The sequence below is a fragment of the Flavobacterium sp. SM15 genome, from assembly GCF_022012335.1.
Classification (GTDB): Bacteria; Bacteroidota; Bacteroidia; order Flavobacteriales; family Flavobacteriaceae; genus Flavobacterium.
Genome location: NZ_JAKLTO010000002.1, coordinates 571,983 through 594,086, shown reverse-complemented (window position 1 = coordinate 594,086; position 22,104 = coordinate 571,983). Strand labels below are relative to the sequence as shown.

Annotated in this window: 27 protein-coding genes; 24 read left to right on the top strand and 3 right to left on the bottom strand. The window is 39.2% G+C overall.

What is annotated here, in order from left to right:
* Positions 1-79 precede the first annotated feature (79 nt).
* Complete coding sequence (locus LZZ90_RS05630) at positions 80-529, bottom strand: 6-carboxytetrahydropterin synthase (RefSeq protein WP_237789701.1); 450 nt, start codon at positions 527-529, stop codon at positions 80-82.
* Between the two features lie 78 nt (positions 530-607).
* Here LZZ90_RS05630 and LZZ90_RS05625 point away from each other — a divergent pair, with 78 nt between their 5' ends.
* Positions 608-1,231 (top strand): 2OG-Fe(II) oxygenase, encoded by a 624-nt coding sequence (locus tag LZZ90_RS05625; RefSeq protein ID WP_237789700.1) that lies wholly within the window; start codon positions 608-610, stop codon positions 1,229-1,231.
* Positions 1,232-1,261: 30 nt separating this feature from the next.
* Here the strand turns inward: LZZ90_RS05625 and LZZ90_RS05620 are convergent, their stop codons facing one another.
* Positions 1,262-2,026 (bottom strand): enoyl-CoA hydratase/isomerase family protein, encoded by a 765-nt coding sequence (locus LZZ90_RS05620; RefSeq protein WP_237789699.1) that lies wholly within the window; start codon positions 2,024-2,026, stop codon positions 1,262-1,264.
* Between the two features lie 178 nt (positions 2,027-2,204).
* Here LZZ90_RS05620 and LZZ90_RS05615 point away from each other — a divergent pair, with 178 nt between their 5' ends.
* Complete coding sequence (locus tag LZZ90_RS05615) at positions 2,205-2,990, top strand: hypothetical protein (protein WP_237789698.1); 786 nt, start codon at positions 2,205-2,207, stop codon at positions 2,988-2,990.
* A gap of 37 nt (positions 2,991-3,027) precedes the next feature.
* Here LZZ90_RS05615 and LZZ90_RS05610 read toward each other — a convergent pair whose 3' ends face one another.
* Complete coding sequence (locus LZZ90_RS05610; RefSeq protein WP_237789697.1) at positions 3,028-4,290, bottom strand: NAD(P)/FAD-dependent oxidoreductase; 1,263 nt, start codon at positions 4,288-4,290, stop codon at positions 3,028-3,030.
* A 117-nt stretch (positions 4,291-4,407) separates the two neighbouring features.
* Here LZZ90_RS05610 and hutH point away from each other — a divergent pair, with 117 nt between their 5' ends.
* The 22 genes from hutH to LZZ90_RS05500 are packed head-to-tail and all read left to right on the top strand — an operon-like array spanning position 4,408 to position 22,094.
* The gene (gene hutH / locus LZZ90_RS05605) at positions 4,408-5,928 is read left to right on the top strand and encodes a histidine ammonia-lyase (RefSeq protein ID WP_237789696.1); all 1,521 of its coding nucleotides are present in this window, start codon (positions 4,408-4,410) and stop codon (positions 5,926-5,928) included.
* A 4-nt stretch (positions 5,929-5,932) separates the two neighbouring features.
* Positions 5,933-6,664 (top strand): 3-oxoacyl-ACP reductase FabG, encoded by a 732-nt coding sequence (gene fabG, locus LZZ90_RS05600; protein WP_237789716.1) that lies wholly within the window; start codon positions 5,933-5,935, stop codon positions 6,662-6,664.
* Between the two features lie 16 nt (positions 6,665-6,680).
* Positions 6,681-7,907: a beta-ketoacyl synthase gene (locus LZZ90_RS05595; protein WP_237789695.1), complete on the top strand. Its 1,227-nt coding sequence runs from the start codon at positions 6,681-6,683 to the stop codon at positions 7,905-7,907.
* Positions 7,908-7,910: 3 nt separating this feature from the next.
* Entirely contained in the window at positions 7,911-8,162 is a 252-nt protein-coding gene (locus LZZ90_RS05590; protein WP_237789694.1) for an acyl carrier protein, read from the top strand.
* Positions 8,163-8,168: 6 nt separating this feature from the next.
* Positions 8,169-9,059 (top strand): lipid A biosynthesis acyltransferase, encoded by an 891-nt coding sequence (locus tag LZZ90_RS05585; protein WP_237789693.1) that lies wholly within the window; start codon positions 8,169-8,171, stop codon positions 9,057-9,059.
* 8 nt (positions 9,060-9,067) lie between these two features.
* Positions 9,068-9,967, top strand: a complete 900-nt coding sequence (locus tag LZZ90_RS05580; RefSeq protein WP_237789692.1) for a dialkylrecorsinol condensing enzyme DarA — start codon at positions 9,068-9,070, stop codon at positions 9,965-9,967.
* 8 nt (positions 9,968-9,975) lie between these two features.
* Positions 9,976-11,109, top strand: coding sequence for a beta-ketoacyl-ACP synthase III (locus tag LZZ90_RS05575; protein WP_237789691.1), 1,134 nt, complete (start codon positions 9,976-9,978; stop codon positions 11,107-11,109).
* Positions 11,109-11,543: a hypothetical protein gene (locus LZZ90_RS05570; RefSeq protein ID WP_237789690.1), complete on the top strand. Its 435-nt coding sequence runs from the start codon at positions 11,109-11,111 to the stop codon at positions 11,541-11,543. The genes LZZ90_RS05575 and LZZ90_RS05570 overlap by 1 nt, the downstream gene beginning before the upstream one ends.
* A gap of 1 nt (position 11,544) precedes the next feature.
* Positions 11,545-12,003, top strand: coding sequence for an ABC transporter permease (locus LZZ90_RS05565; protein WP_237789689.1), 459 nt, complete (start codon positions 11,545-11,547; stop codon positions 12,001-12,003).
* On the top strand, positions 12,003-12,407 hold the full coding sequence (locus LZZ90_RS05560) for a hypothetical protein (protein WP_237789688.1): 405 nt from the start codon (positions 12,003-12,005) through the stop codon (positions 12,405-12,407). The genes LZZ90_RS05565 and LZZ90_RS05560 overlap by 1 nt, the downstream gene beginning before the upstream one ends.
* Positions 12,397-13,392 (top strand): BtrH N-terminal domain-containing protein, encoded by a 996-nt coding sequence (locus LZZ90_RS05555; RefSeq protein ID WP_237789687.1) that lies wholly within the window; start codon positions 12,397-12,399, stop codon positions 13,390-13,392. The genes LZZ90_RS05560 and LZZ90_RS05555 overlap by 11 nt, the downstream gene beginning before the upstream one ends.
* Positions 13,393-13,395: 3 nt before the next feature.
* Complete coding sequence (locus tag LZZ90_RS05550) at positions 13,396-14,151, top strand: ABC transporter ATP-binding protein (RefSeq protein WP_237789686.1); 756 nt, start codon at positions 13,396-13,398, stop codon at positions 14,149-14,151.
* Positions 14,141-15,427 (top strand): ABC transporter permease, encoded by a 1,287-nt coding sequence (locus LZZ90_RS05545; protein WP_237789685.1) that lies wholly within the window; start codon positions 14,141-14,143, stop codon positions 15,425-15,427. Before LZZ90_RS05550 ends, LZZ90_RS05545 begins: the two co-directional genes overlap by 11 nt.
* Positions 15,402-15,851: a thioesterase family protein gene (locus LZZ90_RS05540; protein ID WP_237789684.1), complete on the top strand. Its 450-nt coding sequence runs from the start codon at positions 15,402-15,404 to the stop codon at positions 15,849-15,851. Before LZZ90_RS05545 ends, LZZ90_RS05540 begins: the two co-directional genes overlap by 26 nt.
* The gene (locus tag LZZ90_RS05535) at positions 15,851-16,987 is read left to right on the top strand and encodes a beta-ketoacyl synthase N-terminal-like domain-containing protein (RefSeq protein WP_237789683.1); all 1,137 of its coding nucleotides are present in this window, start codon (positions 15,851-15,853) and stop codon (positions 16,985-16,987) included. Before LZZ90_RS05540 ends, LZZ90_RS05535 begins: the two co-directional genes overlap by 1 nt.
* Positions 16,988-17,602 carry a 3-oxoacyl-ACP synthase gene (locus tag LZZ90_RS05530; RefSeq protein ID WP_237789682.1) on the top strand — a complete coding sequence of 205 codons (615 nt, stop codon included), beginning with the start codon at positions 16,988-16,990 and terminating at the stop codon, positions 17,600-17,602.
* Position 17,603: 1 nt separating this feature from the next.
* Positions 17,604-17,861 carry a phosphopantetheine-binding protein gene (locus LZZ90_RS05525; protein WP_237789681.1) on the top strand — a complete coding sequence of 86 codons (258 nt, stop codon included), beginning with the start codon at positions 17,604-17,606 and terminating at the stop codon, positions 17,859-17,861.
* Between the two features lie 3 nt (positions 17,862-17,864).
* Positions 17,865-19,061: a beta-ketoacyl synthase gene (locus LZZ90_RS05520; protein ID WP_237789680.1), complete on the top strand. Its 1,197-nt coding sequence runs from the start codon at positions 17,865-17,867 to the stop codon at positions 19,059-19,061.
* A complete protein-coding gene (locus LZZ90_RS05515; protein WP_237789679.1) occupies positions 19,061-20,122 on the top strand; it encodes a beta-ketoacyl synthase N-terminal-like domain-containing protein in 1,062 nt (353 codons plus the stop codon). The genes LZZ90_RS05520 and LZZ90_RS05515 overlap by 1 nt, the downstream gene beginning before the upstream one ends.
* Complete coding sequence (locus tag LZZ90_RS05510; RefSeq protein ID WP_237789678.1) at positions 20,116-20,880, top strand: polysaccharide deacetylase family protein; 765 nt, start codon at positions 20,116-20,118, stop codon at positions 20,878-20,880. The genes LZZ90_RS05515 and LZZ90_RS05510 overlap by 7 nt, the downstream gene beginning before the upstream one ends.
* Entirely contained in the window at positions 20,870-21,496 is a 627-nt protein-coding gene (locus tag LZZ90_RS05505; RefSeq protein WP_237789677.1) for an outer membrane lipoprotein carrier protein LolA, read from the top strand. Before LZZ90_RS05510 ends, LZZ90_RS05505 begins: the two co-directional genes overlap by 11 nt.
* Positions 21,474-22,094 carry a hypothetical protein gene (locus tag LZZ90_RS05500; protein ID WP_237789676.1) on the top strand — a complete coding sequence of 207 codons (621 nt, stop codon included), beginning with the start codon at positions 21,474-21,476 and terminating at the stop codon, positions 22,092-22,094. Before LZZ90_RS05505 ends, LZZ90_RS05500 begins: the two co-directional genes overlap by 23 nt.
* The last annotated feature ends 10 nt before the right edge of the window (positions 22,095-22,104 follow it).

The following is a 22,104-nucleotide window of genomic DNA, read 5'->3' as shown; positions in this document are numbered from 1 at the left end:
CAAACTAAATCCAAACACCAAAAATAAAAAAGCGTTCCGATTATGGAACGCTTTTTTATTTCAAATTTTATTAAAATAATTAATTATCGGATTGGTACCACTCGGCAAACGAGGTTTCTGTTTCCTGAAGTTTCAGCGAGTGCAGTTGGATGCTTTTAGGAAGACGGCTCTTGATTTTTTCGGCAAAATCAATAACCATATTTTCACTGGTTGGTTGATAGTCCACTAAAATAACATGATGGCCTCTTTGTTTAAGTTCATTGGCCAGTTCAATATGCGGAGTGTTTTTGTTGAAAACCGTTGCGTGGTCGAAAACATCAACAATGTCTTCTTTTACAATTTTTTTCAAATCGCCAAAGTCAATGACCATTCCGAACTTTACATTGGTGGTGTCGGTAATCGGTTGACCAATCACGGTAACGGAAAGCTTATAACTGTGTCCGTGAACATTTTTACATTTCCCGTCGTATCCGTAAAGCGCATGCCCGGTTTCGAAAGTAAACTGTTTGGTGATTCGAATGTTTGCCATTATAAAAGTATTAGGCTGCAAATTTAAGAAATAAAATCAAGCAGTAACATTTTGTATCTTTGGCCAATAGTTTTGTTTATGAGTGATTTTGAATTGAACCCGAAATACGAAGTGATTATTGATGATTTGATGCAGCAGAAATTCTGTGTGGCCGATGATTTTTTTACTCCGGATGAAGTGAACATTCTTCGAGGAAATTTGCTGAAAAAGTACGAGGAAAACAACTTTAAAAAATCGGCCATTGGAAATTTAGCAGACCAGCACATTGCAGAAGCTGTTCGCGGGGATTTTATCCTTTGGATGGATGAGGAAATTCAAGATGAAGTGGAAACGGTCTTTTTTAACCGCATAAACGATTTTGTAAATTACTTGAACCGAACCTGTTTTTTAGGGATTCAGGATAAAGAATTTCATTATGCACTGTATCCGGAAGGGACTTTTTACAAACGCCATTTGGATACGTTTCAGAATGATTCGCGCCGCAAGCTTTCGATGGTGTGTTATTTGAATGATGAAAACTGGCAGGATGATTTTGGAGGAGAACTGGCGATTTATCTTAATGAAAATGGAGTTGAAATTACCCAAAACATCGTTCCTAAAAAAGGAAGAATGGTCATTTTTGAAAGCCAGGTTCTGGAACACGAAGTAAAAACCGTGAAACAACCCCGATTAAGTATTACCGGTTGGCTGAAAACCAGATAAAAAAGCGCCCTTAGTACAGGGCGCTTTTTTTTATTTTTTCTTAAATTGATTTAAAGCATTTACGGTAAAATCGGAAAGTACCAAACGTCCTGAAATTCCGGCTCTTTCATATAATAAGGTGCCCCAGTTTTCGGTGCCTTCCCACAACACTTTTTTCATTTCGGCTAACGCTTCCGGGTTGTAGGAGGCTAGTTTGGAAGTAAAGCTGTCCAGTTCCTGATCCAATTCATCAACAGATTCGAAAACATTGGCATACAAACCTTTTTCCTGTGCCCAAGAAGCGCTTTTCCACTCATGTGCGGCTAAAGTCATTTCCCCTAAAGCAGATTTTCCGATTTTTCTGGAAACGGCGGGTTCAATTACAAAAGGGCCAATTCCGATAGCCAATTCCGATAGTTTGATGGCGCTTTGGGTTGTGGCCAGTGCATAATCGCAAGCTGCAGCCAATCCAACACCACCGCCTACGGCCTTACCGTGAATTCTTCCGACGATTAATTTGGAACAGTTGCGCATTGCATTGATCACATTGGCAAATCCTGAGAAGAATTTCGCACCTTCTTCTAAGTTGGAAACCGCCAGCAATTCATCAAAAGAAGCACCGGCACAAAAGGCCCCGGTTCCTTCACTTTTTAATAGGATTAGGGAAACTTCGCTATTGTTGCTTAAAAGGTTGATCTCATCTGTTAAACGCTGTAATTGTTCGCTGGGAAACGAATTGCTTGCCGGATGAGCAAAAGTAACTGTTGCAATTTTATTCGAAATAGAAGTGTGTAAGGTTCCGTTGTTTATATTCATACTTATCGTTTAAATGAAAAATGACGTTTGACTTTTATTTTTGTCCAATGAGACTGAAAGTGCAGTAGCTACATTGTTGTACAGGCTAATTATGCTGAACAAATGTAATTAAAATATTGGAAGTGTTTTTGTTTTGAAAATAAGTGCTATTTTTAGGACAAAATTTAACATAATGAATATGAAAAAAATTACAGTTTTAGTAATGTTGTTTGCGACGTGTTTTGGGTTCTCTCAAAAAGCAGAAAAAATTAAATACGAGAAAGCGAAAATTAAAGAAATGGAAACCTATTTGTTTGAAGAGGTCTTCCTTTCTGTAAATAATAAAAAAACTTCCACAGTAGTTTTAAAAGACGGAAGAACCATTAAAGGTTATTTTGAAGATATCGATAGAAAGAAAGGACAGATTTCAAACATTGAAGTTAAAGACAGCATCACAGGGAAAGTTGATGCGTTTGATGCCGCAGCAATTTCAGAATTGTATTTAGCTCCTGCCGGATTTGAAAAAGGAATGAAAGCATTCAAAAATGCGACCAATATCAGAAGTTTGTCTACAAAGGACATGAAAAAAGCTACAAACAAAGAGACGGTTTATTATAAAAATCAATTGGTTTCTTTGAAAAATAAAAAAGAACAGAAAGAATATTTGATGCAATTAATCAACCCTTCTTTTAACAGTATTATCGAGGTTTATGGTGATCCTAATGCGAAAGAAACCGGTGGTGCCTCGTTCGGAATTAACGGTATGATGAGTCCTCAATTAGGAGGGGGTGTCATCAAATCCTACTACGTTAAAAAAGGAGATAAAATCTTTTGGTTGCACTCCTCTGATTTTAAAGAGTACTACAACGAATTGTTTGGCGATAATGCAGAATTCATTAAGCAATATCCCTTAAACTCAATCGAATGGGGTTATTTAAGCTATTTGATTTACGAGTACACCCGCATGACTGTAGAGTCGAAATAAGACTTTATACAGGATTGTGTAAAAAAGAAAACCCGGATTATTCCGGGTTTTTTATGGTTCGTTGTTCTTGTTCCAATCGTAAAAGATGGGCCATGTTCTTAATGACATTGTCATGTTTTTTAACAAACGGGTTCTCCTGATCCCAAACATAACCGGCCAAAACCGCACAGATTTTTCGTTTTACCTCCGGATTTTCCGGTTGATGGAAAAATAAAGTCTGAAGGTTTCCGGTGTACCACTCTTTTACGTAAGTGGTGAAAACTCCGATACCGCTTTTCATATATTGGGTGAATTCAACTTCCCAGTCGATTTTCTCACCTTGCAATTGGCGGTGAATTAATTTGGCGGAGAGCATTCCCGATTCGGTAGCAAAGGCAACCCCCGAAGAAAAAACAGGATCTAAAAATTCAGAACTGTTTCCGGTTAGTGCAAAACCATTTCCATACATTTTTTTAACCGAACGGGAATAATTTTCCAGTTTTACCGGTTCGAAAAGAAAATCAACCCCGCCGAAACGTTTAATGTAATACTCTGATAATTGAATGGCATTTTTTAAAGCTTCCGCATTATCTTTATTGGTAGAAAGCGAATTGATGAATTCCGTTGGGCCCACTACTCCTAAACTGGTGTTGCCGTTTGAGAAAGGAATCACCCACAACCAAACTTCGGTTTCCAGAATGTCAAAGGAAATCAAAGTTCCTTCTTCGCCTTCCGGACGATTTACATCTTTAACATGGGTGAAAATGGATGAATGCGGATCCAGTTTTGAAGGGGTGTCCAGATCTAATAATCTTGGAAGAACACGACCGTATCCGCTGGAATCAATGATGAATTTTGCGTGAATTTCTTTTGTATTTCCTTCCTTGTCTTTTACAGTTGTTATTGAATCACTTCCATTAAATTCAACCGCTAAAACTTCACTTTCAAATTCAAGATCAATACCTTTTCGGATCACTTCCTGAGCAAGGGTGTTGTCAAAATCTGCTCTTGGAACCTGCCAGGTCCAGTCCCAGCCTTCCGAGAATTTGTTACTGAAATCAAAAACACAGATTTCCTCTCCTCTAATGAATCGGGCGCCTAGTTTCTTCTCGAAATTCATAGCGTCCAATGCCTCAAACAAACCTGCTTCGTCAAAATGATCCATTACCCTTGGGATAAGACTTTCGCCAACAACCAAACGAGGGAATTTTGTTTTCTCTACGACTTTTACTTTTACCCCGTTATTGTGAAGGTAAGAGGCGGAAACACACCCGGATGGCCCAGCACCAATCACTAAAACATCTACAAACTCCTGTCTCATATTTTTCTTTTTTCTTTTTAAGAATATGTTACCTTTGAGGCGTTCAAATGTAAATACATATTTTTAAAATAGAAATAAAATTACCTGCTATTTTTTGTAGGTAAAAACACTAATTTGATGAGTACGATAAATGAATTTTTAAGCCTTGAAGAATTTTCAGCCATTGTTTTTAAAAACAATAAGTTAGAAGTAAGCGATGCGGTGTTGAAGCGTGTGGAGGAAAGCTTTACTTTTCTTAAAGAATTCTCAGGCAATAAGGTGATCTATGGTGTGAATACCGGTTTTGGTCCTATGGCGCAGTACCGAATCAAAGACGAAGACCGTTTACAATTGCAATATAACCTAATTCGAAGCCACTCATCAGGAACAGGAAAACCGCTTAGTCCAGTTTGTGTAAAATCGGCAATTTTAGCGCGTTTGAATACGCTTTCGTTGGGAAATTCAGGAGTACATCCTTCGGTAATTCATTTGATGAAAGAATTTATCAACCGCGATATTACACCGCTAATTTTTGAACATGGTGGTGTGGGAGCTAGTGGAGACTTGGTTCAATTAGCGCATTTGGCTTTAACTTTAATTGGGGAAGGCGAAGTGTTTTATAAAGGGGAACGAAGAGCAACCAAAGAAGTGTTTGAAATTGAAGGCTTAGAACCAATCAATGTTGAAATTCGTGAAGGGTTAGCGCTGATGAACGGAACTTCGGTCATGACCGGAATCGGGATTGTAAATGTTCACAATGCTGAGAAAGTTTTGGATTGGGCTATCAAATGTTCTTGTGCAATCAACGAGATTGTAAAAGCATACGACGATCATCTTTCCGCAGAATTAAACAATACCAAACGTCATTTTGGTCAGCAGCAAATCGCTAAGAGAATGCGTGAGAACTTGACCGACAGCAGTTTGGTTCGTAAAAGAGAAGATCATTTATATACGGGTGATAACACCGAAGACGTATTTAAGGAAAAAGTTCAGGAATATTATTCGTTGCGTTGTGTACCTCAAATTTTAGGCCCTGTTTTGGATACGATTAATTCGGTTTCCGCGATTTTGGAAAATGAAATCAATTCCGCAAACGACAACCCAATCGTAGATGTGAAAAACCAGCACGTGTACCATGGAGGAAACTTCCACGGCGATTATATCTCTTTGGAAATGGATAAGTTGAAGTTGGTAATCACTAAATTGACCATGTTGGCCGAGCGTCAGTTAAATTATTTATTGAATTCGAAATTGAATGAAATTTTGCCTCCTTTTGTAAATTTGGGGACCTTAGGGTTTAATTTTGGGATGCAGGGCGTTCAGTTTACCGCAACTTCAACCACAGCAGAATGTCAAACGCTGTCAAGTTCGATGTATATTCACAGTATCCCGAACAACAACGACAATCAGGATATAGTGAGTATGGGAACCAATGCGGCGGTAATTACCGGAAAAGTAATTGAGAATGCCTTTGAGGTTTTGGCTATCGAATTAATTACCATTGTACAGGCAATCGATGCGTTAGGGTATAAAAATGAAATTTCGTCGACAACCCGAAAAATGTACGATGAGGTGCGAAACATTATTCCGGAATTTAAACAGGATCAGGTAATGTATCCGTTTGTTCAGAAAGTGAAAGACTATTTAATGGCAGAATAAGATGATGAAATGTGCTTTAGTAACAGGAGGTTCCCGCGGAATCGGGAGCGCTATTTGTCAGCGATTAGCAGATGATAAAAAATACCACATCCTGATTAATTATCAGGCAAATCAGGAAGCGGCCGAAAAAACTTTGGAAGAAGTTGTAAAAAAAGGAGCAACTGGAGAGATTATAAAATTTAACGTGTCCGATTCGGAGGAAGTGAAAACAGCTTTAACTGCTTGGCAGGAAGCCAATCCGGAAGCGGTGGTTGAGGTAATTGTAAACAACGCGGGAATAACGCGTGATGGGTTGTTTATGTGGATGAGCCATGAAGACTGGAGCAATGTAATCAATACCAGCCTGAACGGTTTTTTCAACGTGACGAATTTCTTCATTCAAAAAATGTTGCGCAACAAATATGGGCGTATAGTTAATATGGTTTCGGTTTCCGGAGTAAAAGGAACACCGGGCCAAACAAATTATTCTGCAGCAAAAGGAGCTGTGGTAGCGGCTACCAAAGCATTGGCTCAGGAAGTAGCCAAACGCAATATTACGGTGAATGCAGTAGCACCGGGATTCATCCGAACCGATATGACCGGAGCTTTGGATGAAAAAGAATTAGTAAAAATGATCCCTGTAAACCGTTTTGGAGAGGCCGAAGAAGTAGCCGATTTGGTTGGGTTTTTAACGTCTTCAAAGGCCGGATACATTACGGGAGAAGTAATCAATATTAACGGAGGAATTTATTCATAAGGTTATAAATCAGAAGATGGAAAGAAGAGTTGTGATCACCGGAATGGGAATTTATTCCTGTATTGGAACTTCGTTGGAAGAAGTGAAGCAATCACTTTACGAGGGGAAATCAGGAATTGTGTATGATCAGGAGCGAAAAGAATTCGGCTTTCAGTCGGCTTTGACCGGAATGGTTCCGAAACCCGATTTGAAAAACCTGCTTAACCGTCGTCAGCGTATCAGCATTGGGGAAGAAACGGAATATGCCTATATGGCAACTATCGAAGCGCTTCAGAATGCAAAAATTGATGATGCTTTTTTTGACGAGCACGAAGTAGGGATTTTATACGGTAACGACAGTGTTTCCAAAGCGATTATTGAAGCTACCGATATTATTCGTGAGAAGAAAGATACGGCTTTGATTGGTTCGGGAGCGATTTTCAAATCGATGAATTCAACCGTTACTATGAACCTATCCACCATTTTTCGTTTGCGCGGGGTGAACATGACCATCAGCGCGGCTTGTGCCAGTGGTTCGCATTCGGTAGGTTTAGGTTTTCATTTGATTAAAAGCGGATTACAGGACATCATCATTTGCGGTGGTGCTCAGGAAATTAATAAATATGCAATGGCCAGTTTTGACGGTTTAGGTGTTTTTTCGCCTAACGAAGCTAATCCGGCGAAAGCTTCCCGTCCTTTTGACAGTTCAAGAGACGGTTTGGTACCCAGTGGTGGTGGAGCAACGCTTATTTTAGAGAGCTATGAATCGGCTATAAAACGTGGAGCTCCTATTGTGGCAGAGGTTATCGGTTACGGATTTTCTTCCAACGGAGGGCATATTTCCACACCAAACGTGGAAGGTCCGGCAACGGCAATGCGACGTGCTTTAGCGCAGGCGGGAATTCAGCCAAATGAGGTTGGGTACATCAACGCTCATGCGACTTCAACACCTTTGGGAGATGCTAATGAGGCCCGAGCGATTTATGAGGTTTTCGGGGAAAGCAATCCGCATGTAAGTTCGACCAAATCCATGACCGGGCACGAATGCTGGATGGCTGGAGCCAGTGAGCTTATTTATTCGACTTTGATGATGCAACACGGTTTCATTGCGCCGAACATTAACTTCGAACAATCGGACGAAGCCTCCGAAAAGTTAAATATTGCCTCAAAAACGGTAAATAAAAATTTTGATATATATTTGTCGAATTCTTTTGGATTTGGAGGAACAAATTCAGCAGTTGTGGTACGGAAATTAAAAGAATAAAAGATGAATAAAGAAACGATTTTAGAGAAGGTTAATGAAATTTTAGTGGAAGAATTTGAAGTAGATGCCGATGTAATCTCTCCTGAGTCAAATTTAAAGGATACCTTAGGTTTGGATAGCTTGGACTATGTGGATTTAGTGGTTTCCATCGAAGCAAATTTTGGGGTAAAATTAGGTGAGGCCGATTTTGTGGGCATCGCTACGTTTGAAGATTTCTATAATTTAATCGAAACCAAGATTCAAAATAAGAACTAATATGCTATGAGTCAATGGGATGGTAAGTCCAAAGGGACTCTGTTAGGGTATAAAATATTTGTTTTCTGTATAAAAAAGCTCGGAATCAAAGCGGCTTATTCGGTTTTGGTTTTTGTAGCTTTTTATTATTTTTTGTTCCAGCGTAAAAGTAATCAGGCTACTTATTATTATTTTCGACAACGCCACAAATATTCGGTTGTAAAATCGCTTTTGTGGGTTTATAAAAGTTACTTTACTTTTGGTCAGACGATTATTGATAAAACAGCAATTTCAGCTGGTTTGCGCAATAAATTTACGTATGAATTTGATGGCGTAGAATTGCTTCAAAAGCTATTAGCAGAAAAAAAAGGCGGAGTTTTAATCAGTGCACACGTTGGAAATTTCGAGATTGCCGAACATTTCTTTGGAGAAATCGACTTGGAGTGTCAAATCAATCTGGTTACTACCGACAGGGAACATTCGGTTATTAAGGAATATTTGGAAAGTGTCACTAAAAAATCGTCCATAAAATTCATTGTTGTTAAAGACGATTTGTCGCATATTTTTGAAATCAACAACGCTTTAGCCAATAACGAATTGATTTGTTTTACGGGTGATCGCTATTTTGAAGGAACCAAATCGATGAGCGAAACCCTTTTGGGACAGTCGGCTAATTTTCCGGCGGGACCTTTTTTAATCGCATCCCGTTTGAAAGTACCGGTGGTTTTTGTCTATGTGATGAAAGAGCCGAATCTGCATTACCATTTGTACGCCCGTATGGCTGAGGTAAAGCAACGTGACGAACAAGGACTCTTGAAAGCCTACACGAGCAGTGTGGAATCGATGTTGAAAAAATATCCACTGCAGTGGTTTAATTATTTCGATTTTTGGAATGTGTTAACCCCGAAAAACAAATAAAACAGTTCATGAAAAACGTATTAGTACTTTATTACACACAATCCGGTCAATTGGAACAGATTGTTAAAAATATGGCCGCTCCACTTTTGTCGGATCCGGAAATTACCGTTACGTTTTGTGATATTCAATTGGAAAAACCGTTTCCATTTCCGTGGGACAAGCCGTCATTTTTTGACGCGTTTCCCGAATCGTTTTTACAGATTCCCGCAGTAATTCATCCCCCTTCGGATAAAATTTTGCAAAAGAAATACGACCTTATTATTTTAGGGTATCAGGTTTGGTATTTATCTCCTTCAATTCCGGTCAATTCGTTTTTAAAAAGTGATGCCGCTAAGCAACTTTTTGCGGGTACTCCGGTTGTAACCGTGATTGGTGCGCGCAATATGTGGGTGATGGCGCAGGAGAAAATGAAAGTATTGCTTAAAGGATTAAAGGCAACTTTGGTTGGAAATATTGCTTTGGTAGACCGTCACATCAACCATGTTAGTGTGGTTACCATTGTACAGTGGATGTTTACCGGAAAGAAAGAGAAATTCGGAATGTTTCCCAAACCGGGGGTATCCGATCAGGAAATTGATGGTGCCGGAAAATTTGGAACTGTTCTTTTAGAATATTTGAAATCAAACTCATTTAAAGGTCTTCAAGAAAAGTTGTTGGAGAACGATGCCGTGGAAATACGACCTTTTTTGGTGGAAATGGATAAAAAAGCCAATAAAATGTTCAAAAAATGGGCCGGACTGATCATCAAAAAAACCGATTCGCGTCCAAAATGGCTCAAAGTATTTAATGTTTATTTATTTGTTGCAATTTGGTTAATATCGCCAATTGTCTATATCTTGCATCTTTTAAAATATCCTTTGGTTTTTAACAGAATTAAAAAGGAAAAAGCCTACTACAGAGGGGTATAAAGAATATTATGTTTGAAGTTTACATTACAAAATCCGGAAAATATTTGCCTAATAAGCCCGTTTCCAATGAGGAGATGGAATCTTTTCTGGGTTTAATCAACAATACCGCTTCTAAAGCGAGAAGAATCATCCTTCGCAATAATGGAATCACCACCCGTTATTATGCTCTGGACCAAATGGGTAATCCTACGCATACCAATGCCGAATTAACCAATCAGGCGGTTCAGAGTCTTTTTGATGCAGATTTCACTTCAAAAGACCTTGAACTTTTATCGTGCGGGACTTCAACTCCCGATAATTTATTGCCTTCCCATGCCGCCATGGTTCACGGACTGTTGCAAAACCAATCGGTAGAACTTAATTCCTCATCGGGGGTTTGCAATGCGGGGATGAACGCCCTTAAATTCGGGTATCTTTCGGTAAAATCCGGGAATACCACCAATGCGGTTTGTACGGGTTCGGAACGCGTTTCTACCTGGATGTTGGCCGATAAATTCGAAAATGAAATTGTAAACCTCAAAAACCTTGAGGAACAACCTATAATCGCCTTTAAAAAAGATTTTCTGCGCTGGATGTTATCGGATGGTGCAGCGGCTTTTTTATTGGAAAACAAGCCAAGAGGGGAAAATCCATTGAAAATAGAATGGATGGAAGCCTTTTCTTATGCGCACGAGCTGGAAGCCTGTATGTATGCCGGTGGAGACAAACAGGAAGACGGCAGCATCAAACCCTGGAGCAATTATAAAACCAGTGAATGGCTTTCCGAATCGGTGTTTTCCATCAAACAAGATGTGAAAATTCTTGATCAGCACATTCTTGAAAAAGGAGCGGTGAGCATGAAGGCGGCCATGGATAAGAACAGGATTACTCCAGAGGATATCACTTATTTTCTTCCGCATGTTTCCTCGCATTATTTTGTAAAAGGATTGTACGAATCTCTTGCCAATAAGGGAATCGAAGTGCCCATGGAGAAATGGTTTATGAACTTAAAGCATGTAGGAAATGTTGGTTCTGCCTCTATCTATTTGATGTTGGAAGAATTGATGAATTCCGGAAAACTGAAAAAAGGCGATAAAATTCTATTGTCCGTTCCGGAAAGCGGTCGTTTTTCCTATGCGTATGCTTATTTAACGGTTTGCTAATGGAGATGCAATTGCCCATAGTAGATAAAGCGTTTGTGGGGAGCTTAATCCCTCAGAAATACCCGTTTGTCATGGTTGACAAGCTGCTTTCTTTTTCAGAGAATGAAGTAGTGGCGGGATTGAAAGTTTCCGAAGATAATATTTTCGAATCCGGAACCGTTTTTCAGGAATCGGGACTCATTGAACACATGGCACAATCGGTTGCTTTGTTTACCGGTTATCAGTTTTACTTAAAAAAAGAACCAGCGCCAACAGGTTACATTGGTTCTATAAAAAGTATCGAAATTTTAAGATTGCCGAATTTAAACGAAGAAATTGTAACTACGGTAAATGTGCTTCATGAGTTTATGGGTGTTACCCTGGTGGATATTTCCTCAAAAATTAACGAGCTTGAGATTGCCCGAGGGCAAATGAAAACCGTTTTAGCACAATAATATGGAATCACTTCAAAATACAATTGCCATACAGGATTATTTACCACATCGTAAGCCGATGCTGATGGTCGATTTGATTTTGGAACTGAACGACCACGAAGTAAAAACGGTTTTTGAAATAAAGGAAGACAATCTTTTTGTTGAAAATGGTTTTTTTGCTGAATCCGGATTAATTGAGAATGCGGCACAAACCTGTTCTTCGATTGTGGGACAGACTTTTTTTTTAGATGAAAACCAGAACGTAAAACAAGATGTTCAGGTGATTGGTTTTATCAGCGGGATCAAAAAAGCAACGATACTGGCTTTGCCCAAAGTAGGACAAACCATTAATACCGAGGCTGTTTTACATTCTCGTTTCGATACGGAGAATTACAGCATTTGTACTATGAAATGTAAAACTTTCCATGAAACAGAACTGCTTTTGGAGGCGGAAATTAATTTATTTATTCAGGAGAACTAATGAAGAAAGAAGATGTACCCCAGGATAAAAGCACCCTTTCCTCCATTAATTTGAAGGAACTTTGCTATGCCACCGATGAAAACGGAAACTATACCACTGCCTTGAGCACCGGTTGGGAACCGAAAACCATTGCGCTGGAAAATTCACTGCAAGACATTAACGAACGCATCGAGCAGGCTAAAGCCGATGTTAAAAACGGAAAAGCAAGCCCAATTGTTTATTTTATGGAAGTTTGTAAGATGGACTGGATTACACTTGCCGGTTACGTTGGTATGTGGACTTGGCGCGTAAAACGCCACGCGAAACCTTCTGTCTTCAGAAAATTATCAGAAAAACAACTTTCGAAGTACGCCGAGGCTTTCGAAATTTCAATAGCAGAATTAAAAAATTACCATGGAAACTAACTTTGTTCATCATCAGTCGGCGCATTGCGAAAACGGCGTGGCTTCCAACCTATTGAAGCACCACGGGATCAATGTTAGCGAACCCATGGTTTTTGGAATCGGTTCCGGACTTTTCTTTTTTTACCTACCGATTTTAAAAGTGAATCATGCTCCGGCGATCAGTTACCGACCGATGCCCGGCTCAATTTTTAATAAAGCCGCCAAACGTTTAGGGATTAAGGTAAAACGGGTTCGGTTTTCCAATCCGGAAGCGGCACAAAAGGCTTTGGAAGACAATCTTCAAATGAATATTCCTTCCGGTTTACAAGTGGGAGTTTATCATCTTACTTACTTTCCGGACGAATACCGTTTTCATTTCAACGCCCATAATTTGGTAGTTTACGGGAAAAAAGACAACGCATTCCTAATCAGTGATCCTGTGATGGAAACCGTTACGACACTTTCCGAAAAAGAATTGGAAAAAGTACGTTTTGCCAAAGGAGCACTGGCTCCCAAAGGACAGATGTATTATCCAATACATATTCCTGCTAACATCAATTTAGAAGCAGCTATTAAAAAAGGAATCAAAGATACCTGTAACAGTATGCTGGCTCCTTTACCGATCGTTGGGGTTAAAGGAATGCGATTTTTGGCGGGGCACATTCGTAAATGGCCGTCTAAAAAAGGCGTGAAAGTTGCCAATCATTATTTGGCGCAAATGGTGCGTATGCAGGAAGAAATCGGTACTGGAGGCGGAGGGTTTCGTTTTATTTATGCGGCTTTTTTGCAAGAAGCGGCCGTTATTCTTAAAAACGACAATTTAAAAACGTTATCCGCAGAGATGACCACCATTGGGGATTTATGGCGTGATTTTGCCGTAAATGCTGCCCGCGTTTATAAAAACCGAAGCAATAAGAACGACGTTTACAACAGCTTGGCGGATGAATTGCTTCATTTAGCCGATTTGGAAGAGGCTTTTTTCAAAAAATTAAAAAAGGCGGTGTAATCCATGAGCGAGTCCATCATCCATATCAACGAACTTTATAAAAAGTATAAAGATGCCGACGAGTTTTCCGTAAACAACTTGAGTCTGTTTATTGAAAAAGGCGAAATCTTTGGATTGCTTGGACCGAACGGTGCCGGAAAAACCACCTTAATCTCCATGCTTTGCGGTTTAGTAAAGCCTACTTCGGGAAGTTTTTCCATCAGCGGATTGACTTACGAAAAAAACGCTACACAAATCAAGAATACCATTGGAGTAGTGCCACAGGAATATGCTCTATACCCAACCCTTACAGCACGTGAAAACCTTCGCTATTTTGGAAGTATGTACGGATTGAAAGGAAAAGAATTGCGCCAGAAAGTAGATGCGGCTTTGGAGCATTTAGGCCTTTTAAAGTTTGCCGACAAGCAAGTGGAAACCTTCTCCGGCGGAATGAAGCGCAGGGTAAACCTGATTGCAGGAATTTTGCACAATCCGAAGGTTTTGTTTTTGGATGAGCCAACCGTTGGGGTAGATGTTCAATCCAAGAACGTGATTATTGATTACTTGAAAGAATTGAACGCGAGCGGAACAACCATAATTTATACTTCGCATCATTTAACGGAAGCGCAGGACTTCTGTACGCACATTGCCATCATTGATCGCGGGAAAATTTACGCTAAAGGAACCCCGGACGATTTAATTTCGCAAACCCCGAAAGCACACAACCTCGAAGATGTTTTTATTTCACTAACCGGTAAAGAATTACGTGATGATGCATAAGTTTTGGATGTCGGTGTATAAAGAGATTTTACTGCTTAAGCGCGATTTTGGCGGTTTGGTGATCTTGTTTGTGATGCCTTTGGTGCTGATTATTACCATCACTTTAATTCAGGACAGCACCTTCAAATCGGTAACGGAAACTAAAATTCCGATTTTGTTGGTGGATAAAGACAATGGGGAAATTTCGAAAACCGTAAAGCAGAACTTGAATGAAAGCGGTTCGTTTGAAATAATTACTCAAATCAATCAAAAAAATATAACGGAAGATCAGGCAAAAGAGCAAGTTTTCAAAGGAAAATACCAATTAGCAATCGTAATTCCGGAAAAATTAAGCACAGATTTACAATTAAAAGTGAATCAGAATGTTGAAAAGATATTGAGTACTTTCGGAATGCAGGACAGTACAGCAGCGGCCAAAGTAAATGCAAAGCTGCAACCGAAAGAAGTGCGTTTGTATTTCGATCCTGCAACGCAATTAAGTTTTAAAAACGGAGTGAAAAGTGCCATCGATAAAATGATTTCGCAAATTGAAACCAAATCGATTTATGCTACGTTTCAGGATCAGTTAGGAGAAAGTGACGAGCCGGTTTTTGAACAAAAGACTTTTATTTCTTTCAAAGAAATCGTTCCGAAAGTAGATAATAAGGAAATCATTCCGAATTCGGTGCAACACAATGTTCCGGCCTGGACACTGTTTGCGATTTTCTTTGTAGTGGTGCCACTTTCCATTAATATCGTAAAAGAGAAAAGTCAAGGGACTTTGGTGCGTTTGATCACCAATCCGGTTCCTTATGCAATAGTAATCCTCGGAAAAACTGCAACCTATCTGATTATTTGTATGATTCAGTTTTGGCTGATGGTTGCCGTAGGAGTGTATTTGTTCCCGTATTTAGGTTTGCCGACTTTAGATGTAAGTGATAAGTTGTTATTAATGAGTGTGGTAGCATTGTTTTCAGGTTTAGCTGCAATTGGTTTTGGGATTTTATTGGGAACGGTGGCTAAAACTCAAGAACAGTCTGCGCCTTTTGGAGCTACTTCGGTGGTGATTTTGGCGGCAATTGGCGGAGTTTGGGTTCCGGTTTTTGCCATGCCTAAAATTATGCAGTATGCGTCACATATTTCACCTATGAATTGGGGCTTGAACGCTTTTTACGATGTTTTGCTCCGCAACGGAGGCCTGCTAGAAATCCTTCCGGAAATAATTTTACTACTTTTGTTCTTTTTACTAACGACCGTAATTGCCATCAGCTATGATAAAAAGAAGAGAGCTGTATAAAGAAGTGCCTGAGTTAACCGTATCGCATGATATTCGCGTGCGTTTTAACGAAACCGATCCTTTAGGAATCGTGTGGCACGGCTATTACATTACTTATTTTGAAGACGGAAGAGAAGCATTTGGCCGCAAGTATGGGATTTCCTATCTGGATGTGCAGCAAAGCGGATATACAACGCCTATTGTTAAATCGGAATGTGAGCACAAACTCTCGCTTCGTTATGGCGATGTGGCGCGAATTGAAACCACCATTGTTGATACTCCTGCCGCTAAAATGATTTTCCGCTATAAGATTTTTGATGCCAATGAAAAAGTAGTTTGCACCGGAGAAACCGTTCAGGTTTTTGTAGATGATAAAGGGGACTTGTCTTTAAATTTACCGCCTTTTTTCGAAGAATGGAAACGTAAAATGGGACTTCTAAAATAATGAATAAACCTGTTTACATAACCGACAGTAATTGCATCACCCCTTTGGGGTTTGATGTGAATTCTAATTGGGATGCTTTACAAAAAGGGCAATCCGGAATTCAAAAGCACCATAATGTTGGGTTGTTGGAATCGTTTTATGCTTCGGTTATTTCGGACGATGAATTGAATAAAGCTTTCGAAAAAATCGAGACTCAAAATAGGTTCACCAAACTGGAAAAAATGCTTATTCTGGCTATCAAACCTTTAGTGGAAAAGAACAAGGTTACAGAACGATCGGTATTTATTTTTTCCACTACCAAAGGAAATATTTCCCTTTTGGAAGATGAAAAGATAGCGCAGCAATCGGCACAATTATCGGTTTTAGCAAAAAAAATAAGCCGTTATTTTGGATTTACAACAGAACCTATAGTGGTTTCCAATGCCTGTGTTTCCGGAATTTTAGCGGTTGCCGTTGCCAAAAGAATGATCCAAACCGGAATGTACGATAACGCTTTTATTGCAGCAGGCGATACGGTTTCCGAATTTGTGCTTTCGGGTTTTAATTCGTTTCAGGCGATGAGTGAAGCTCCGTGTAAACCCTATGACAAAGAACGAAACGGAGTTACTTTAGGCGAAGCGGCTGCGGCGGTTTATGTTACTTCAGAAGTAACCGAACTTACTAAAAACAGTTTTCGAGTATTGGGCGATGGAGCCGTAAACGATGCCAATCATATTTCAGGACCTTCCCGAACAGGAGAAGGATTGTTTCGAAGCATTGAAAGTGCTTTGAAGGAAGCAAAAATTGAAAAAGAAAAGTTAGGCTATATTTCCGCACACGGGACGGCCACTTTATATAATGATGAAATGGAGGCTATTGCTTTTAACCGATTAGGTTTGCAAGAGGTTCCGGTAAACAGTTTAAAAGGTTATTACGGACATACTTTGGGAACTTCCGGTTTGCTGGAAACCGTTTTGGCCATGGAAAGTTCCAAACGTAATCAATTGATTGTGTCAAAAGGCTATCAAGAGAGTGGAGTAACCCAGCCGATCAACATAATTTCAGAAAATTCAGAAACTGAGATTTCACATTTTTTGAAAACCGCTTCCGGATTTGGAGGATGTAACACGGCGGTTGTATTTGAAAAGATAAACTAATTGAAGAAGGTAAATTACATATCAAGCTATTGCATAATAGAGAACAATAATATTTTGGTTAACGGAACTCAGGTTCCCATCCCGCAATGTGCTTCTTTTTCTGAATTTGCGAAAACGGTTTACAAGAGCTTTTCGATGGACTACCCTAAGTTTTTTAAAATGGACAGTTTGAGTAAGTTGGCGTTTCTGGCTTCGGAAATTATCTTAAAAGAAGTTGTAAAATCGGAAGAAGAACAGGATATTGCACTGGTTTTTGCTAATCGTTCCTCGAGTTTGGATACCGACGTAAAATACCAGGAATCGATAGCAAATAAAAACGAGTATTTTCCAAGCCCGGCGGTATTTGTGTACACCTTGCCTAATATTTGTATCGGGGAAGTGAGTATTCGGCACCAATTAAAATCAGAAAACGCCTTTTTTGTTTTTGACGATTTTCCGAGCGAGTTTATGCAGAAGTATTCCGAGGCGCTCATCCAAAACAACAAGGCAAAAAAAGTGCTGTGCGGCTGGGTGGAGTATTTTCAGGAAAGCTACAAGGTTTTTGTTTATCTTGTGGAGCCGCAGGGAAAATTGGAACATAACGAACAGAATATAAATACCTTATATAGAAATTAACATGGACGCTTTAAAACAGGAATTAAAATCAAAAATCATTGAAGTTTTAAATTTAGAAGACATCAATATAGCAGATATCAACGATAACGATGCACTTTTCGGAGACGGTTTAGGACTGGATTCTATCGATGCTTTAGAACTTATTGTATTGTTAGACAAAGACTACGGAATCAAATTGACCGACCCGAAAGAAGGGAAAACTATTTTCCAGTCGATCGAAACTATGGCCGCTTACATTACAGCTAACCGTACCAAATAATTCATGAACAAGAAAGTTGCAATAACCGGAATGGGAATTATTTCTTCAATAGGAAAAACTGTTGAAGAAAATTTTGATGCCTTACTTGCGGGTCGTAAAGGGATTTCTACCATAGAAAATCTTGAAACCGTTCATAAAGATGTGATTAAAGTGGGCGAGATTAAATTAACCAATTCCGAACTGGAGCAGCTTTTAGGGCTTAATGCCGAGAATAATTTTTCGCGTACTGCGATGTTGGGCGCTTATGCTGCAAAACAAGCCGTGGAAAATGCAGGAATTCAAAATCTGAACGATTGCAAAACCGGTTTGATTTCTTCTACCAGTGTAGGAGGGATGGACATGACCGAGCGTTATTTTTACGATTATTTTCAAGACGAAGCCTGTCAAAAATACATAACGGCACACGATGCCGGAGATTCGTCTCATAAAATTGCCGAATATATTGGTTTGGAAGGGTTTGTGTCTACCATTAGCACAGCCTGTTCTTCTGCTGCCAATGCGGTAATGATGGGCGCAAGAATGATTCAGCAAGGAAAATTGGATCGCGTAATTGTTGGAGGGACAGATGCTTTGGCCAAATTTACCATCAACGGGTTTAAAACGCTTATGATTTTATCAGATACCTATAACACACCGTTCGATAACAACCGTAAAGGATTAAACCTTGGGGAAGCAGCAGCTTTTTTGGTGTTGGAATCCGATGAAATCGTGCAACAATCCGGTAAAAAAGTTTTGGCTTATGTTTCCGGTTTTGCAAATGCAAACGATGCGTTTCATCAAACTGCCTCTTCCGAAAATGGAGACGGCGCTTTTCTGGCGATGGAAAAAGCACTTAAGATTGCTAATTTAGAGCCGAAAGACATCGATTACATCAACGCACACGGAACGGCTACTCCAAACAACGATCTTTCGGAAGGACGTGCGCTGCTTCGCGTTTTTGGAACCGAAACTCCTGAATTCAGTTCGACTAAAGCCTTTACAGGACATACTTTAGCGGCTGCAGCGGCTATTGAAGCGGTTTACAGTGTCTTGGCTTTGCAAAACAATATAGTTTTCCCGAACCTGAATTTTGAAACGCCGATGGAAGAGTTCGATTTGATTCCGCAAACTACTTTAAAAAAGAAAGAAATACAGCACGTATTGTCCAATTCGTTTGGCTTCGGCGGTAATTGTTCCACCCTAATTTTTTCCAAAAACTAATGAAAAATTGTTTTATCAACGGAATGGGAATGGTTTCCGCACAAGAACATTCAAATGAAGATTTTTGGAACACTGCTCTTGTGAACGAAACAGAATCGGTTCTTTTCGCGCAGCAACCTTCGTATAAAGAATTAATTCCACCGGCAATGATTCGTCGTATGGCTAAAGGAGTGAAGATGGGAATTTTCGCTTCGACCCAAGCCATGAACCAAGCCGGAATGAATAATCCGGAGGCCATCATCACTGGAACGGGAATGGGCTGTGTGGAAGATTCAGAAAAATTTTTAAAAGCGATTTTAGACAATAAAGAGGAGTTTCTAACACCTACCTCTTTTATTCAGTCAACGCACAATACCGTAGGCGCGCAAATTGCGTTAGGCTTACAATGCAAGAGCTATAATTTTACGTATGTAAATGGAGCGGTTTCTCTGGAATCGGCTTTAATCGATGCTAAAATGCAGTTGGATGCAGAAGAAGCGCATTCGGTTTTAGTGGGAGGAATCGATGAAACGGCGCAGCATACCCTAGATTTATTTAAATTAAAAAACATTATTAAAAACGAAGCGGATAAACCGTATAAAGTATTGAATTCGAATTCGAAAGGAGTGGTTTTTAGCGAAGGAGCGAGCTTTTTTGCCCTTGAAAACACTAAAAAAGATTCGTCGTATGCTTTGGTTAAAGATGTTTCGATCTATAATTCGCTAAAACAAGATCAGTTGGAGCAATTCGTTTCAACTTTTTTAACCGCAAATAATCTAACGCTTTCCGATATTGATACGGTGGTTTTAGGAGTGAATGGAGATGTTGAGTTTGATGGATATTATACTGTTTTAGAAGATTTGTTTAAAACGATTCCGCAAGTGTACTACAAACATTTGAGCGGGGAATACAATACGGCTTCCGGTTTTGGGTTATGGACTGCGGCTCAGATCTTAAAAAACCAACACATTCCCGAAGTGGTGAAAATGAATACTGTTGAGCAATCAACCTTTAAGAATGTTTTACTCTACAACCAATACCAAGGAAAAGACCATAGTTTAATTTTACTTGAACAATGCTAAAACACCGAAACATAATCGTTTGGTGTGTACTGCTACTGATTTTATTGTTTGTTCTAAACGCTCAGTGGTGGGCTTATCTATTGCTTTTTTTCTTTTTTATTGGAATTACTTCCTGGGGTTCGTTTGATATTCGTTTAGGGTATTTTGTGAAAACCTACTGTGGAAATCCTTTAGAGCAACAAAAAAAAATCGCCCTTACTTTTGACGACGGCCCACACGAAATGACCGAACAAGTCTTGGATTTACTTCTGAAATACAATGCGAAAGCCACTTTTTTCTGTATCGGAACTCAAATTGAGAAACATCCTGAAATTTTACAACGCATTATTAACGAAGGGCATTCAGTAGGGAATCATACCTATTCGCATTCGAAATCGTTTGGTTTTTTTTCTGCCAAAAAAGTAAAAGAAGAAATTGATAATACCGATACGTTACTTTCGCAATTCACTGGTAAAAAAATCAAGCTATTCCGTCCCCCTTTTGGAGTGACTAATCCTAACGTGGCTAAGGCGATTAAAGTTGCAAAGCACAACGTTATTGGTTGGAACATCCGCTCGTTGGATACCGTAATTGAGAGCGAGGATCAGATTTTTGAACGAATCAGAAAAGGAATTTGTCCGGGAGGAATTGTGCTTTTACACGACACTTCTTTAAAAACAGTAGCGGTATTGGAACGGTTATTGCTACTTTTGCAGTCGGAAAAGTACGAGTTGATTACCGCTAATGAATTATTAAATCTTCCGGCATATGAAGAATAAACTACTTTTCGGACTTCTTTTTTTGTTGCAATTGAGCCTTTTTGCCCAAGAGCAGAAACTGACTTCCGCAGAAATAAACGAGTTCAAAAGCTCGGTTGAGAAAGAAACGAAAAACATTAAATCCCTTAAAACTGATTTTGTACAGTACAAGCACATGGATTTTCTTTCCAAGGATATTGAAACTTCTGGGAAAATGGCTTTTAAAGCACCGAATCTTCTGAATTGGCAGTATACCAAACCGTATCAGTACAGCATCGTTTTTAAGAACAATAAAATATACATCAACGATCAGGGCAACAAAAGTACGGTAGATGCTAAAAGCAAGATGTTTGAGAAAATCAACAAACTGATTGTGGGAAGCGTAAGTGGAAACATGTTCGATGATAACGAATTTGCCATCACTTATTTTAAAACTAAAGATGTTTACATTGCGAAACTGGCTCCAAAAACGGCCACAGTAAAAAAATACATCAAACAGGTGGATTTGTATTTTCCGATGAATGATCCAACGGTTTCTCAGGTAAAATTGATTGAGCCTTCCGGAGATTATACCCGTATTGTCTTCAAAAACAAACAAATAAATGCGAAAGTGGATGATTCGGTTTTTAATAATTAGCCTGCTTTCGGTTTTCTTTTTTTCCTGTAAATCCTATACGATTCCTAATGCTACGGCTAAGAAATTGGAGGTTTCGGAAATCAAAAATCCTTATTTTTCAAATCCGGAAACCGATTATGTCTACAAAGCACACATCGAAGTTTACGGAAGAAAAATGGGAGGGCTTTTTATTGCCAAAAGGATCAATGACTCCTTGCACCGTGTGGTTTTTACTACAGATTTTGGTAATAAACTGATCGATTTTGAACTCTCGGAAACAACATTTAAAGTCAATTATATTTTGGAGGACCTGAATCGAAAAATGATTGTGAATACCCTTCGTGACGATTTTCGTTTGCTCTTGAAAGTGAATCATCCGGTAGTACAACTTCTGGAAAATGAAGATTCCGACATTTATAAATCGGTCTCCGGTAAACGCTTCAATTACTTCTTTATTTCTAAAAAACAACAGCAACTGGTTAAGTTAGTGCATACTACGAAAAGTAAGGAAAAGATTATATTCGAATTTGATTCAAAAAACAGTATTTTTGCCCAGAGTATAAAAATCAATCATAAAACAATTCCACTTACCATCGAATTAAATCAAATCAGTAATTAAATATTTAAAA